A 14,132-nucleotide genomic window follows, 5' to 3' on the forward strand; every position below is an offset into this window, starting at 1 on the left:
CCCATCGAACCGGAATGCCCGCACCATGACCGCCACCGTCGCCAACCCGCTCGCCGAACAGGTCTATCACCGGATCAAGGACGACATCTTCAGCTTCCGCCTGCTGCCGGGCGACAATTTCACCGAGACTGAGATGGCCCAGCGTCAGGGCGTCTCACGCACGCCCTTGCGCGATGCGCTGTTCCGGCTGCAGCGCGAAGGTTATCTGGAAGTGGGCTTCCGGCGCGGCTGGAAGGTCTGCCCGATCGACTTCGACCGGCTCGACAATCTCTACGATCTGCGCATCGTGCTGGAAATGGCCGCGCTGGACAAACTCTGCAGCCAGCGGGATCCGAGCGCCGAACTGGAGCAGTTGAACGCCATCTGGCTGGCCGAACCGCAAGCGCGCCACACCGATGCCGTCAAGGTGGCCGAACTGGACGAGGCCTTCCACACCAACCTGGTGGCCGCGGCCGGCAATGTGGAAATGACGCGGGTGCATACCGAAGTCACCGAAAAGATCCGCATCGTGCGGCGCCTGGATTTCCTCAAGAAAAAGCGCATCGAAGCCACCTACGAGGAACACGGCAAGATCCTGCAACTGATCGCCAAGCGCCGCGCCACCGAAGCGCAGATCCTGCTGCGCGCCCACATCACGCAGAGCAAGCTGGAGGTCAGAAAGATCACCATCTGGATGCTGGCCGAGGCACGCCAGCTCCAGGAGCCGGAAGCGGCGCTGGCCCGCTGACAGCGCCTGGAACAATCCTTCACATGAAAGATTGCCAACTTTTCCCGCCGGAAAGATGAAAAACTGCGCTCGATCGCGGCATCTGCCCGCTTGGTCGGCGCCGAGCCGCCACCAAATCAAGGAAAGCCGCCGAAACCATTTATAATGGAAGGCTTTTGTAACAGCGCATCTTTCCAGCGGCTCAATGAAGGTATTTCGCGGACTTCCCACAGCCGAATCGCGCGCCCCGTGCGCGCTGACCATCGGCAATTTCGACGGCGTGCATCTGGGCCACCAGGCCCTTTTGGCGCGCGTGCGCGAGGCCGCCGCCAAGCTGGGGCTGGACGCGGCGGTGATGACCTTCGAACCGCATCCACGCGAATTCTTCGCCCAGCTGGCCGGCACCCCCGAACGCGCTCCGGCGCGCATCGCCAACCTGCGTGACAAGCTCGAAGCCCTGGCCAACTCCGGCATCGACCGGGTAGTGGTGGAGCATTTCGGCAGCCATTTCGCCGCCCTTTCCCCCCAGGATTTCATCGAGAAGATCCTGGTCCAGGGCCTGCACGTGCGCTGGTTGATGGTCGGTGACGACTTCTGCTTCGGCGCCCGCCGCGCCGGCACGCTCGACACCCTGATCGCGGCCGGCAAGCAGTATGGCTTCGAGGTCCATGCCCTGCCCACGGTGACCAATGCCGGTGTACGCATCTCCTCTTCGGCCGTGCGCGCGGCGCTGGCCGAGGGCGATTTCACCCTGTCGCAGCAGTTGCTGGGCCATCCCTACGCCATCAGCGGCCGGGTCGTGCATGGCAAGAAGCTGGGCCGCACCATCGGTTTCCCGACGCTGAACATGCGCGTGGGCCACAAGCGTCCGGCGCTCTCGGGCATCTTCGTGGTGCAGGTGCATGGACTGGCCGAGCAGCCGCTGCCGGCGGTGGCCAGCCTGGGCGTGCGTCCGACCGTGGACGACAGTGGCCGGGTGCTGCTGGAAACCCACCTGCTGGATTTCCAGGGCGATTGCTACGGCAAGCTGGTGCGGGTGGAGTTCCTCGAGAAGCTGCGCGACGAGGAAAAGTACGTCGACCTGCCCACGCTGACCACGGCCATCGCCCGTGACGTGGACAATGCCCGCGCCTGGTTCCGTGAACATGCCGGCTTGGCCGTCTCGGCCACCGACCGAATTTGATCGCTGGGCGGTTGCCGGAGCCCCGCTTCGGCCACCGTCCAGCCGCCCCATCCAGCATTTCGCCAGCGCGCATCTTGGCGCGCGCGGCTCCTGAATCAACCTGCATTCAACGAAAGTCCTGTCATGTCCAATAACGAATCCTCCGCCAAACCCGGCAAACCGGAAAAAGCCGGCAAGGCCCCCTCCAAGTATCCGGTCAACATGACCGAAACCGGCTTTCCCATGCGCGGCGACCTCGCCAAGCGCGAGCCTCAATGGGTCAAGGAATGGCAGGAGAAGAAGGTCTACGAGCGCATCCGCAAGGCCTCGGCCGGCCGCCCGAAGTTCATCCTGCACGACGGCCCCCCGTATGCCAACGGCGACATCCACATCGGCCACGCCGTCAACAAGATCTTGAAGGACATGATCGTCAAGGCCCGCAACATGGCCGGCTTCGACGCGCAATACGTGCCGGGCTGGGATTGCCACGGCATGCCCATCGAGATCCAGATCGAAAAGCAGTTCGGCAAGAACCTGCCGGTGGCCGAGGTGCAGGCCAAGGCGCGCGCCTACGCCGGCGAGCAGATCGAGCGCCAGAAGGCCGACTTCATCCGCCTGGGTGTGCTGGGTGAATGGGACAACCCCTACAAGACCATGAACTTCTCCAACGAAGCCGACGAGCTGCGCGCCCTCGGCAAGATCCTGGAGAAGGGTTACGTCTATCGCGGCTTGAAGCCCGTGAACTGGTGCTTCGACTGCGGTTCCGCCCTGGCCGAGGCCGAGGTGGAATACCAGGACAAGCGCGATCCGGCCATCGACGTCGGCTTCCCGTTTGCCGAACACGACAAGGTGGCTACCGCCTTCGGCCTGACCGAGCTGCCGACCCGCAACGGCTACATCGTCATCTGGACCACCACGCCCTGGACCATCCCGGCCAACCAGGCGCTGAACGTGCATCCGGAATTCGAATACGCGCTGGTGCAGACCACCCGCAACGGTGAAGCCACCCTGCTGATCCTGGCCAAGGACCTGGTCGAATCCTGCCTGCAGCGTTTCGGCCTGGAAGGCCAGATCATCGCCACCACCACCGGCGAGAAACTCTCGCTGATCCGCTTCCACCATCCGCTGGCCAAGGCCGATGCCGGCTACGATCGTCTCTCGCCGGTCTTCCTGGGCGACTACGTGACGGCTGACAGCGGCACCGGCATCGTGCACTCCTCGCCGGCCTACGGTATCGAGGACTTCGTCTCCTGCAAGGCGCACGGGATGAAGGATGACGACATCCTCAACCCGGTCATGGGCGATGGCCGCTATGCCTCCTGGCTGCCGCTGTTTGCCGGCCTGACCATCTGGGAAGCCTCCAAGCCCATCTGCGGCAAGCTCGATGAAGTTGGTTCGCTGTTCAAGCTGGTCATGTTCGATCACAGCTACATGCACTGCTGGCGCCACAAGACTCCCATCATCTATCGCGCCACCTCGCAATGGTTCGCCAGCATGGACAACACGCCCAAGGATGGCGGCCCCAGCCTGCGCCAGACCGCGCTGCAAGGCATCGAGGACACCGCTTTCTTCCCCGGCTGGGGCAAGGCGCGCCTGCATGGCATGATCGCCAACCGTCCGGACTGGACGCTGTCGCGTCAGCGCCAGTGGGGCGTGCCGATGGCCTTCTTCGTGCACAAGGAAACGGGTGAACTGCATCCGCGTACACCGGAGCTGATCGAACAGGTCGCCCAGCGCATCGAGAAGAGCGGCATCGAAGCCTGGCAGGCACTGGACCCCAAGGAATTGCTGGGTGAAGACGCCGAGCACTACCTCAAGAACCGCGACACGCTGGACGTCTGGTTCGATTCCGGCACCACCCACCAGACCGTGCTGCGCGGCTCGCACGCACAGCAGTCGCAGTTCCCGGCCGACCTCTACCTGGAAGGCTCGGACCAGCATCGCGGCTGGTTCCACTCGTCGCTGCTGACCTCGTCGATGTTGAATGGCCGCGCGCCTTACAAGGCCCTGCTCACGCACGGCTTCGTGGTCGATGGCGAAGGCAAGAAGATGTCCAAGTCCAAGGGCAACGTGGTGGCCCCGCAGAAGGTCTCGGACTCGCTGGGCGCGGAAATCCTGCGCCTGTGGGTAGCCTCGACCGATTACTCGGGCGAGCTGTCGATCTCGGACGAAATCTTGAAACGCGTGGTGGAAGCCTACCGTCGCATCCGCAACACCCTGCGCTTCCTGCTGGCCAACACTGCCGACTTCGATCCGGCGCAGCACGCCGTGCCGGTGGCGGAGATGCTGGAAATCGACCGCTATGCCATCGCCAACATGGCACGCCTGCAAGCGGAAGTGCTGGCGCACTTCGAGACCTACGAATTCCACCCGGTAGTGGCCAAGCTGCAGATGTACTGCTCGGAAGACCTGGGCGGCTTCTACCTGGACATCCTCAAGGACCGCCTCTACACCAGCGGCGTGGAGTCGGCTGCACGCCGCTCGGCCCAGACCGCCGTGTGGCACATCACGCAGTCGCTCCTGCGCCTGATGGCACCGATCCTGTCCTTCACGGCCGAAGAAGCCTGGCGCTTCTTCGCCGGCAAGGAGGCCTTCGAGGCCAGCGGCGAAACCATCTTCTCGCAGGTCTACTACGCCCTGCCGGAAGTGGCAGATAGTGCGGCCCTGCTGTCCAAGTTCGCGGTGCTGCATGAAGTGCGCGCAGCCGTCACCAAGCAGCTGGAAGAAGTGCGTATCGCCGGCAGCATCGGTTCTTCCCTGCAAGCCGAGGTGGAACTGAAGGTCGCCGGCGAGAAGGCGGCCCTGCTGGAAAGCCTGGGCGATGATCTCAAGTTCGTGCTCATCACCTCGGCTGCCCGCGTCACCCCGGTAGCGACGGTGGAAGAGGAAGCCGTAGTGGTCACGCCCTCGACGCATCAGAAATGTGAGCGTTGCTGGCACTATCGCGCCGATGTCGGGTCTCATGCCGATCATCCGGGCCTGTGCGGTCGCTGCTACAGCAACCTGTTCGGCCAGGGCGAACAGCGCCGCTTCGCCTGATCCGGGCAGGACGGCCTTGCTAGCGGCCCGCTGCCTTCTGCGGCGGCGGGCCGCCCACTCCAACAAGAACATCCATGGCAACCAAAAAGCGCTCCTCCTCTTCCGGTTCTTCGTCCACCCTCCAAGGGCTGCTGCCCTGGCTGGGCATCGCCACCATCGTGCTGCTGCTGGATCAGCTCACCAAGATCACCATCCTGAAACTGTTCCACTATGGCGAATCACTGCCGGTGACCGGTTTCTTCAATCTGGTCCTGGTCTACAACAAGGGCGCGGCCTTCAGCTTCCTGGCCGCCAGCGGTGGCTGGCAGCGTTATCTGTTCACCGCCATCGGCATTGGCGCGGCGGTGTTCATCATCCACCTGCTGCGCAAGCATCCCGGTCAGCGCATGTTCTGCTGGGCGCTGGCGCTGATCCTGGGCGGTGCCATCGGCAACGTGCTTGACCGCGTGGTCTATGGACACGTGATCGACTTCCTCGACGTCTACGTCGGCAACTGGCACTGGCCGGCCTTCAACATCGCCGATAGTGCGATCTGCGTGGGTGCGGTATTGTTCGTCGTGGACGAACTGCGCCGCGTCTCCAAGAAGTAGGCAAGTCCGCCCGTTCGCACGTCTGAACACGCCTGCGGTACGCCGCATTCCGGGAGCAAACAATGGATCTGGCTGGCAAGAAAATCGTACTGGGCCTCACCGGCGGCGTGGCCTGCTACAAGGCCGCCATGCTGGCGCGCGAACTGGGTCGCGCCGGCGCCGCCGTGCACGTGGTCATGACCGAGGCGGCCACGCACTTCATGACCGCCGTCACCATGCAGGCCCTGACCGGCAACCCGGTCTACACCGACCAGTGGGATGCGCGCATGGACAACAACATGCCGCACATCAATCTCACGCGCGACGCCGATGCGGTGGTGATCGTGCCCTGCTCCACCGATTTCATCGCCAAGCTGGCCCACGGGCATTGCGACGACCTGCTCTCCACCCTGTGCGTGGCCCGTCCGGCCCGGGTGCCGCTGATGGTGGCCCCGGCCATGAATGTGGAAATGTGGCAGAACCCGGCCACCCAGCGCAATGTGCGTCAGATCCGCGAGGACGGCATCCTCCTGCTGGGGCCGGACGCCGGTGCGCAAGCCTGTGGTGAGGTCGGCGAAGGCCGCATGCTGGAGCCGGCGCAACTGCTGGAAGAGATCGTCGCCGCCTTCCAGCCCAAGGTGCTGGCCGGTCGCCGCGTGCTGCTGACGGCCGGGCCGACGTTCGAGCCGATCGACCCCGTGCGCGGCATCACCAATCTGTCCTCCGGCAAGATGGGTTATGCCATCGCCCGCGCCGCCCGCGAAGCCGGGGCCGATGTCACCCTGGTGTCGGGCCCGACGGCGCTGCAGACGCCTTTTGGCGTGCACCGGGTGGACGTGCAGACGGCGCGGCAGATGTATGAGGCGGTTTTGGGCAATGTGAAGGAAAAAGACTTGTTCGTGGCGGTTGCGGCCGTCGCTGACTGGCGCGTGGCCAATGCCAGCGACCAGAAACTGAAGAAACAGGACGAAAACGACACGCCGCAGCTGGAGTTCGTCCAGAATCCTGACATCCTGGCCAGTGTGGCCGCCCTGCCCCAGCGCCCGTATTGCGTCGGTTTTGCCGCCGAGTCGGAGAATCTGGAGCAATATGGCGCAGCCAAGCGGATTCGCAAGAACATTCCGCTCTTGGTCGGCAACATCGGTCACCAGACCTTTGGTCGGGATGACAATGCTCTCATGCTGTTCGACGCCCAGGGCCACAGCGCCCTGCCGCGTGCGGACAAGCAGACCCTGGCCCGCCAGCTGGTGCGCGAGATTGCGCGCCGCATGGCGGCCTGACGGTGCACGGCCCGCGTCTTGCGGGCCGTGTCTTTTGTACGCTTTTGTTTTTTGGAATCCGATTACGCCTCATGAAGACCATCGACATCAAGATCCTCGACCCCCGCATGAAAGACCAGTTACCCGCTTACGCCACCCCCGGCAGCGCCGGCCTGGACCTGCGGGCCTGCATCGATGCGCCGCTGACGCTGGCGCCGGGTTCCACCCATCTGATCCCCACCGGCCTGGCGATCCACCTGGCCGATCCGAACTATGCCGCCGTGATCCTGCCGCGCAGCGGCATGGGCCACAAGCATGGCATCGTGCTGGGCAACCTGGTCGTTATCCGCAATCAAAACAACAGTCTCAACTGTTTCAATTAAGCCTATTAAGGCCTGTAATAAGAATTATTAATCCTTAATTCCGCACCACCAGGCAGTGTCTCATCTGTCTCCCTCCTTCGTCTTCCGCACTTTCCCCCATCTGTACTTTGTCAGTCCTTCTTAGGTCTGGAGCTTCTTTTTTGTTGCGCCTCAAGGCGGCAGCAGTAAAACGTTCTGTCTAAAAATGAAAAAAGCCCGCCAGATTTCTCCGCGGGCCACCTCAGATTTCTGTTTGAAATCTTCTACTTGATGATTTCCAACATGCACTTATTCGGCTCAGCCTGCTTTGTTACTGGCTTTTGAGAGCCAACTGCTTTTTCCCCTCATCAGCGGCTTCTAATGCACTGCGCACCTTATTCATGAAGTCATCAACGTTGATACCCAATTCCGAGCACCAAACGATTAGTTCAACGGCCGTAATTCTTCGTTCGCCCGTTTCAACCTTGCTCACATATCCTTGGTAGTGTCCTAGAGCTGTAGCGAGGTCACTTTGCTTTACGCCAGCCGCCTCCCTTTCCTCTCGCAATAACTGCAAGAAGACTTTCTCGATATACCTGTATTTGTCCTTTTCCATCGGCGCTCCAGATTCTGCGCCGGTAGTTTGAATTAAAACCTGCAATTCTCCATTTTGGCATATGCCAATTTAGGGAATCACGGTATAGTAGTCGCCAATCATTTCAGCGGCCCATAGTTTTCGCGACGTCGATGAGCAGTTTCTTCACGCTCTGATTGGCTCTTTTCAGTCTCTGCTCTTCTACCTCAAATCCATAGATGGCATTGAGAGCTGAAGCGACACCGCAGGAGCGAGATATGCCGGCCCCACAGTGAACTATCACGGTGTGTATCGAATATGGAAGCACGCGAACGAACTGATGTACTTCCAAAGCCTGTTCTTTCGTCATCGCGTCTCCCAGCTTCTTTTGAGCTCTGTCGGTGAGCTCACGCGCCAAGAAGTCGACATCACTAAAACTGAGCCTCAAGAGAAATTCATGTGGCGAAAGGATTGCTGGAGCGGAGCGGGCGTTGACGATTGAAATCATGGCGACGCCGGGCAGGAGAGGAATTCGTTCTGCATCCCCCTCTGAAAGCGCCAGAACTCGTTTACCTGTTAATGGCGGGCGATGAATCGCTGCGAAGATATCTTTGATTCTCTGGCTCATGGCGCGATTGTTTCAGAGCCACCCATCATCGGCAACAGCATTGAGAACAAGCACTGGCCCCGCCAACCGCCCCTGGCAAGCCGAACCGGCAACTTACTGCCGCAACAGAATTGAATACCCAATTAGAGGCAACATTTTGCCTTTTAAAGATTTTGAAGATTCATCCGGAGAAGTGGGATGCCCACAACAGAATTTGACTTGCACCATGACACGCCAGAAGAAATGGAATTTGAAATTGGCGAACAGATTAAGCGGTATCGCATCAACAAACTGGCATTAGACCAGAAGTCACTTGCGATGCGTGCTGGCGTGAGCGAGAGAACGCTGAGGAATCTGGAGATGGGGAATGGGAGTTCGCTACGGAGCTATCTCCGGGTTGTCCGTGCCATGGGACGCTATCCCTGGGTGCTGGCCGTGGTGCCTGATGTCGCGACGAAAGTGTTTGTGGTGCGAAAGATTAAGCAGCGGCAGAGAGTGTATAAACCAAAGACCGAATCTAGTGAAAATTGATGGGTCTTTGGCGCACGCCGGATTAAGGCAGCGAATTATTTGATGGTCGGCTTTTGGCGTTTACGTTTCCGCTCATTCGAAACTTTCTTTGAATGCTGGCGAAGTATTGATTTTTTTTTTTGGGGGGGGGGAAACACTCTTTCCGATATCTGTGTACGCAGTGGCTTCGGTAGTCTTACTATTCACCGTCGGTTCTTCGATTTCATGAGCGTCGTCGCCAACTACTTCGGGTGCGCTATCCGAAGTCGATTTCAAACGACTGCAAGCTGACCTGAAAAACTGGTCCGACTTGAAATTTCATATGCTATTGAAAAGGAGAGTCAGGGGCTGCCTCAACGCTAAAAGTTGCCTTCTTGTTCAACAAGTCCGCTTATCGATTAATAGACAAAGAAACACCAATAAATCAAGCAGATTTGCAATTTCTTGCCCAAGAAACATTCTTCAGATTACCATCTGGCAGTAAAGTTGAGTTAAGTTAGAAGCTCGACAATTAGTGCATCTACGTGGGGACGCTAGATGCAAATTCTGCAAGGGGACCTTCACTAATGGCAGTGCAAGTTGATGAATTTCGTCCGGGGGAACATTTCGGCAAGTTATTGGGGCCACGAAATGTTGATGCACGAATAAAAAAATGCAGCGTTCATGAAGAGGGATTGCCGTCGGTTTCTGCGCATTTCCTCTACCCCGCGTTCAAGAAGGGAAAGCCGTCCGTTCCCGAACTCGTGAAAATGCTGATGCGGGAAATCACCGGTTTCTGCGCAACGAAACAACAGCGACGCAAGGCGAAGCAAGAAGATGCAGAAAGCGCCTATGACTCCAGAGCCGTAGAAGACCTGGCCGACTGGGCCAAAGACCTATTCATCAAGACAAAAGAATCCAGCAAACGCTCAGGCGAAGGCGGCGAGCTTTTGCTTTACGTCTTTATCGAACACTATTTGAAAGCGCCTCTTGTGCTTTCAAAGATGCGGCTGAAAACCTCTCCCTCTATGCCGGTCTACGGGGCAGATGGTGTTCATGCGATGTGGGATGAAAAAGGCAAGCGGCTGACCATGTTCTTTGGCGAGTCGAAGCTTCATAAAACTTTCGCCGGCGCCATGGCGGATGCAGCTGAATCTATTGGCTGGCTGGCCAACAATACAGACGCCCGCATGGACAATGAGCTCCAACTAACCACCGGACATATCGATTTAGATGGTTTTCCTCCTGCGCTAGAAGAATATCTGCTCCGCTACCTTCATCCCTATGACACGGAAGAAGGTAACCGTCGAAGCGACAGGTTTGCAATCCTTATTGGCTACGATTACAACGTCTATGAGAGGCTGGTGACATCAAGCCCAGATGATGCCGAAGAAGAATTCATTGAGCTCTATAGAAAGAGCCTTAGTCAGAAGTTACGCACCGCCCAGACACATCTCCAAGAACACGGTGTATCGCTAGCATCCGTCGACCTCTTCTTCCTGCCTCTGCCTGGCGTTCAGGAATTCCGTGATGCATTCAATAGGGAGCTCCATGGATAACTTTAGCCTTCAGCTCGCCCATCGAGTAGCAAAACATGAGCAATTCCAGACTGCATATGAATCGTTGCAGAAAGAAAGTTTGGCCTCCCTCTCTGGACGCGAACCTGGGATTCAGACTGGAGAACAGAACAAGCTTTTGCGCTCGGCCTTAATTCTCGCTCAGTCCGGCAAGAGCGAATATTCGATGCTTGCCCAAGACATCGTCTATGCTCTGGCGACACTTCCCCTGGAAAGCAATCAAAGAGCCGTTTGCCAACACATCCTGGCCCTACTTGGCAACTTCCCTGCTAGCGACTTTCTGAAGGGCGATGGCCATTCACATAGCGCCTTGCCATGGCAGCTGCAGCTCAGTGAGCAGGTTCGCCGCGATGAGAATTTCGTTACCGTACTCGGCAAGAAAGTCCTTCTGACTGATTTTCAAGCGAATGTTTGGGATGAGCTCGAGAAAGAGCAGTTCCTAAGCATCGCTGCACCAACATCTGCTGGAAAGTCGTTCCTGATTCAGCTTTATCTGAAGGCAATGCTTGGCAACTCTGACCGCCTGCTCGACATTGCCTATGTTGTTCCGACTCGCTCGCTAATTCATGAAGTTCAAGCGTCATTGACGAAAGCATTCCAAGATTTCGACAATGCCCCAATTATCAGTAGCGTTCCACGCTCGGACGAGCGTCTAGCTGCGAATCAATCACGCATCTTCGTGTTCACACAAGAACGGCTCCGCACCGCTATGGACGAGAGCGAACTTGCGCTGGATTGCCTGATTGTGGACGAAGCCCAACAGATTGCCGACGGCTCCCGCGGCATGCTTCTGTTGTCATGCTTGGAAGACGTGCATCTTCGTGCACCGCATGCTCAGATTCTATTTATCACCCCTGGTTCTCGAAGTGGTTCTTCCATCGGTGCCCTCATGGGCTTGGGCGAGCTACCCTCTGTTGAAACAACCCTTCGACCGGTTCGCCAAAACCTCATCTATGTGAACTTCAAGAGCGCCAACAAGAAGCAGCACTTACAGCTGACACTGCATCGCGAAGAGCAAGACGCGCTTTCTTTAGAAAAGGTCCATCTGGACGGCGAGCCGGTCACAAACGCCGGCGCACGCTTTCTGACGGCGGTCATGAAGCTTGGCGACGAAGGGCAAAACCTTGTTTATGCGTCAGGAAAGGCCGCAGCAGAAGACATGGCGGCCTCGATTGTTGCTTCGCTAAAAGCGACAGGTGGCGTCCCCAAGCCATCGCCCTCCTTACTTGAGCTGTCTGACTTTGTTAAGCGTCACGTGCATCCGCAGTATTCGCTCGCCGAATGTATTAAATCTGGTGTGGCGTATCACTACGGCAGTATGCCGACCACATTGACCAAGGCCATCGAAGAGTATTTCTCAAGTGGCGCACTCAAATACCTTGTGTGCACCTCGACTTTGCTCCAGGGTGTGAATCTCCCTGCGCGAAATATCTTCATCCGCAATCCCAAGAAAGGCAAAGGCAAGCCAATGGGACCAGAAGACTTCTGGAACCTAGCTGGACGTGCCGGTAGGCTTTCCAAAGATACTCACGGCAACGTATTCCTCATCGAATACAGAAAATGGGATAGGCAACCGGTCGAAGAGGAACGACAAAAGGAAGTCACGCCATCATTGAGCAAGGCCTTTACCTCGGCTCATTCGGAGGTGATGGAATTCATCCAAGACGAGAACCATGTTTCTGGAGTGAAAGAGACCAACTTTGCGGAAAGCGTGTTCACCCGCCTGTTCATTGATGCCAAGGACGGCCTCATGGAACAGACCATAGAACGCGCAACAATGGGGCGAGTGCTGGAAAGCGCAGACGCAATCCGGGATGCCATCTACGAGCACCTTAACAAGGTCAAGCTGCCGCCAGAAATCCTGAAGCGCAATGCATCGGTATCCCCATTGCGACAACAAGCCATGTTTGACGTTCTTGTTGCTGCGGTCAAAAGTGGAAAAACAAAGCAATATGTTCCTCCGCATCCGCTGCAAACCAACAACGTTAAGGAGCGACTCAAGTTCGTAATGACCTTGATTCACACGCATCTGGAAGGTGTTGAAACTGACCGTGAAAACTATTTCGGCTGGTTCGCCCTGAGCTGGATGCGAGGCAATTCGCTACGAGACATGATTGAGTATCAGCTCCGTTATGCGCGCGACAAGGCCGAAGAAGATGGTAAAGCAGAGCCTGAGCCACGGACAGTAATTATCAAAGTCCTAGATGACGTAGAGAATAAACTGCGATTCCATTACGTCCGCTACATCGGCTGCTACATTGACCTGCTGAAGCATGCGGTTGACGTCATCTCACCGGACCGCGAGCTTGATGTGCCGGCCATTCCACTGTTCCTCGAATTGGGTGCCTGTAGTGGGACCATGATTGGATGCATGGAACTAGGATTGTCTCGCATCGCCGCGAAGGAACTTAGAGATATGTTCGACCGGAACGACCTAGATTCTGTGGCCATTAAGAAGAGACTAAAAAACCTCAAGATAAAGGATTCGCAGCTCTCTCCAATCATCATCAGCGAAATAAAGCGACTTGGCTTAGTGTCGTAGACATGATGTGGACGCAGCGTAAACCACGTTCGGAGGCAAGACAGTTTTACCAATATTAAGATTCCGGCCATACGAAAGGGGGTTGCAAAACGTAATTGCAGCGATTTTAAGTCCTAATTTTCACCTTGCGACAGTGGACTCTGCGCATTAGCTTTTCCTCGTGAAATCGGTTGCAACACTGAGTCCCTTCTTTAGATAAATGAAAAACCATGATTGAATACAAGAAGCTCCACATTCCACTCCCCGAATTCAAACTTTTTGAGGACTTGGCGAACATCGAGTGGGAACTGAATCGAGCAAAAAAATACTGCTCTAGCGCACAAGCTATGTATGTTGCGGCTTATAAAGGTCAGCCGGTTAGCGATGACAAGGTGCTGGTCGACATCGATGGCCTTGTCATTGCTGCCATCATCCGCTACACACGTTGCTTCAACACCGGCGTACGATTTGGCTTATCAGATAAAGACATCGCTACGATATCTGACGACCTCAAGAAATTCCACGACCACTTTGACAAAGTCCGCTCCAAGCATGTAGCACACTCAGTGAGCGCTTACGAACAGCCATTTTCACATGTGCACATAGAACGCAAGCATGGCGAATGGCTTCGGGACTCCATTCATCTTTCTCACGGCAATGCGATAGCTGAGTTTAATGCCGATAACGCTATGGCTTTGGAAAAGCTGATTGATGCCGTACTGCAAATCGTTATTCAGAAGAAGGAGGACGCTCACGCAAAAGCACTAGCAGTTTTCAAAGCGTTACCAGATAGCGAGCTTGAAAAGTTTGGCTCTTACGTTGAAAAGGAAATTTCGCCAAAAACTGTGGCTAAACCGAGATAAATGCGGACGCTTGTCCACTTAAAAATTGCCCGCATACGCGGGCAGAATATCAAAAATTGGAAACTTGGTCACTCTGCATCGTTGAGAAGCGGAGACCCACCTACACTTGCACCAGGCAAGGAAGCCTCGACCATCCGTATCTGTCTCCTGCCCCTTGCGCTCGGATTTGCGGTCACGTAGAACTGTTGACCGAGGCCGGCTATGTCGAAGGCATCAAAATAATCCGCGACTCAACAGGGGAATACCATTGGGAAGTTATGACGCCGAGGCTGACCGTGGCCGGCCACGACCCGCTCGACACCATGCGCTCCAACACGGTGTGGACTACAGTCAAGGATATGGCCAAGAAGAAAGGTATCGACCTCACGTTCGAAGTCGTCAAGCAGTTAACGGGTGTAGCTCTAAAGCAGGTGTTGGGCGGCTGA

The 14,132-nt window shown here is 56.9% G+C and carries 12 protein-coding genes and 1 pseudogene; 11 read left to right on the forward strand and 2 right to left on the reverse strand.

Features of this window, described 5'->3' with window-relative positions; all coding sequences use genetic code 11:
- The first annotated feature begins 25 nt into the window (after positions 1–25).
- From HNO82_RS06435 to HNO82_RS06460, 6 genes and pseudogenes are all read left to right on the forward strand, one after another.
- The gene (locus HNO82_RS06435) at positions 26–727 is read left to right on the forward strand and encodes a GntR family transcriptional regulator (protein WP_175343123.1); all 702 of its coding nucleotides are present in this window, start codon (positions 26–28) and stop codon (positions 725–727) included.
- Positions 728–911: 184 nt separating this feature from the next.
- Positions 912–1,889, forward strand: coding sequence for a bifunctional riboflavin kinase/FAD synthetase (locus HNO82_RS06440; protein WP_008326885.1), 978 nt, complete (start codon positions 912–914; stop codon positions 1,887–1,889).
- Positions 1,890–2,012: 123 nt separating this feature from the next.
- Positions 2,013–4,907 (forward strand): isoleucine--tRNA ligase, encoded by a 2,895-nt coding sequence (ileS, locus tag HNO82_RS06445; protein ID WP_175343124.1) that lies wholly within the window; start codon positions 2,013–2,015, stop codon positions 4,905–4,907.
- Positions 4,908–4,981: 74 nt separating this feature from the next.
- On the forward strand, positions 4,982–5,497 hold the full coding sequence (gene lspA / locus HNO82_RS06450; RefSeq protein ID WP_008326883.1) for a signal peptidase II: 516 nt from the start codon (positions 4,982–4,984) through the stop codon (positions 5,495–5,497).
- Positions 5,498–5,559: 62 nt separating this feature from the next.
- The gene (gene coaBC, locus HNO82_RS06455; RefSeq protein WP_008326879.1) at positions 5,560–6,756 is read left to right on the forward strand and encodes a bifunctional phosphopantothenoylcysteine decarboxylase/phosphopantothenate--cysteine ligase CoaBC; all 1,197 of its coding nucleotides are present in this window, start codon (positions 5,560–5,562) and stop codon (positions 6,754–6,756) included.
- 71 nt (positions 6,757–6,827) lie between these two features.
- A pseudogene (locus HNO82_RS06460) lies at positions 6,828–7,076 on the forward strand (dCTP deaminase/dUTPase family protein); the annotation flags it as partial.
- A gap of 331 nt (positions 7,077–7,407) precedes the next feature.
- Here HNO82_RS06460 and HNO82_RS06465 read toward each other — a convergent pair.
- Together HNO82_RS06465 and HNO82_RS06470 are read right to left on the reverse strand one after the other, a co-directional pair.
- Positions 7,408–7,692 carry a helix-turn-helix domain-containing protein gene (locus HNO82_RS06465; RefSeq protein ID WP_175343126.1) on the reverse strand — a complete coding sequence of 95 codons (285 nt, stop codon included), beginning with the start codon at positions 7,690–7,692 and terminating at the stop codon, positions 7,408–7,410.
- Positions 7,693–7,795: 103 nt separating this feature from the next.
- Positions 7,796–8,278 carry a protein-tyrosine phosphatase family protein gene (locus HNO82_RS06470; RefSeq protein ID WP_175343127.1) on the reverse strand — a complete coding sequence of 161 codons (483 nt, stop codon included), beginning with the start codon at positions 8,276–8,278 and terminating at the stop codon, positions 7,796–7,798.
- A 177-nt stretch (positions 8,279–8,455) separates the two neighbouring features.
- On the opposite strand from HNO82_RS06470, the gene HNO82_RS06475 reads away from it, so the two are divergent.
- The 5 genes from HNO82_RS06475 (at position 8,456) to HNO82_RS06495 (ending at position 14,132) form a co-directional block, all read left to right on the forward strand.
- Positions 8,456–8,788 carry a helix-turn-helix domain-containing protein gene (locus HNO82_RS06475; RefSeq protein WP_175343128.1) on the forward strand — a complete coding sequence of 111 codons (333 nt, stop codon included), beginning with the start codon at positions 8,456–8,458 and terminating at the stop codon, positions 8,786–8,788.
- A gap of 545 nt (positions 8,789–9,333) precedes the next feature.
- Positions 9,334–10,305: a HamA C-terminal domain-containing protein gene (locus HNO82_RS06480; protein ID WP_175343129.1), complete on the forward strand. Its 972-nt coding sequence runs from the start codon at positions 9,334–9,336 to the stop codon at positions 10,303–10,305.
- Positions 10,298–12,865, forward strand: coding sequence for a DEAD/DEAH box helicase (locus HNO82_RS06485; RefSeq protein WP_175343130.1), 2,568 nt, complete (start codon positions 10,298–10,300; stop codon positions 12,863–12,865). Before HNO82_RS06480 ends, HNO82_RS06485 begins: the two co-directional genes overlap by 8 nt.
- A 209-nt stretch (positions 12,866–13,074) precedes the next feature.
- The gene (locus tag HNO82_RS06490) at positions 13,075–13,707 is read left to right on the forward strand and encodes a hypothetical protein (protein WP_175343131.1); all 633 of its coding nucleotides are present in this window, start codon (positions 13,075–13,077) and stop codon (positions 13,705–13,707) included.
- A gap of 56 nt (positions 13,708–13,763) precedes the next feature.
- Positions 13,764–14,132: a DUF2513 domain-containing protein gene (locus HNO82_RS06495; protein ID WP_175343132.1), complete on the forward strand. Its 369-nt coding sequence runs from the start codon at positions 13,764–13,766 to the stop codon at positions 14,130–14,132.

Origin of the sequence: Herbaspirillum sp. C9C3, from assembly GCF_013359625.1 — a bacterium.
GTDB lineage: Bacteria > Pseudomonadota > Gammaproteobacteria > Burkholderiales > Burkholderiaceae_D > Herbaspirillum.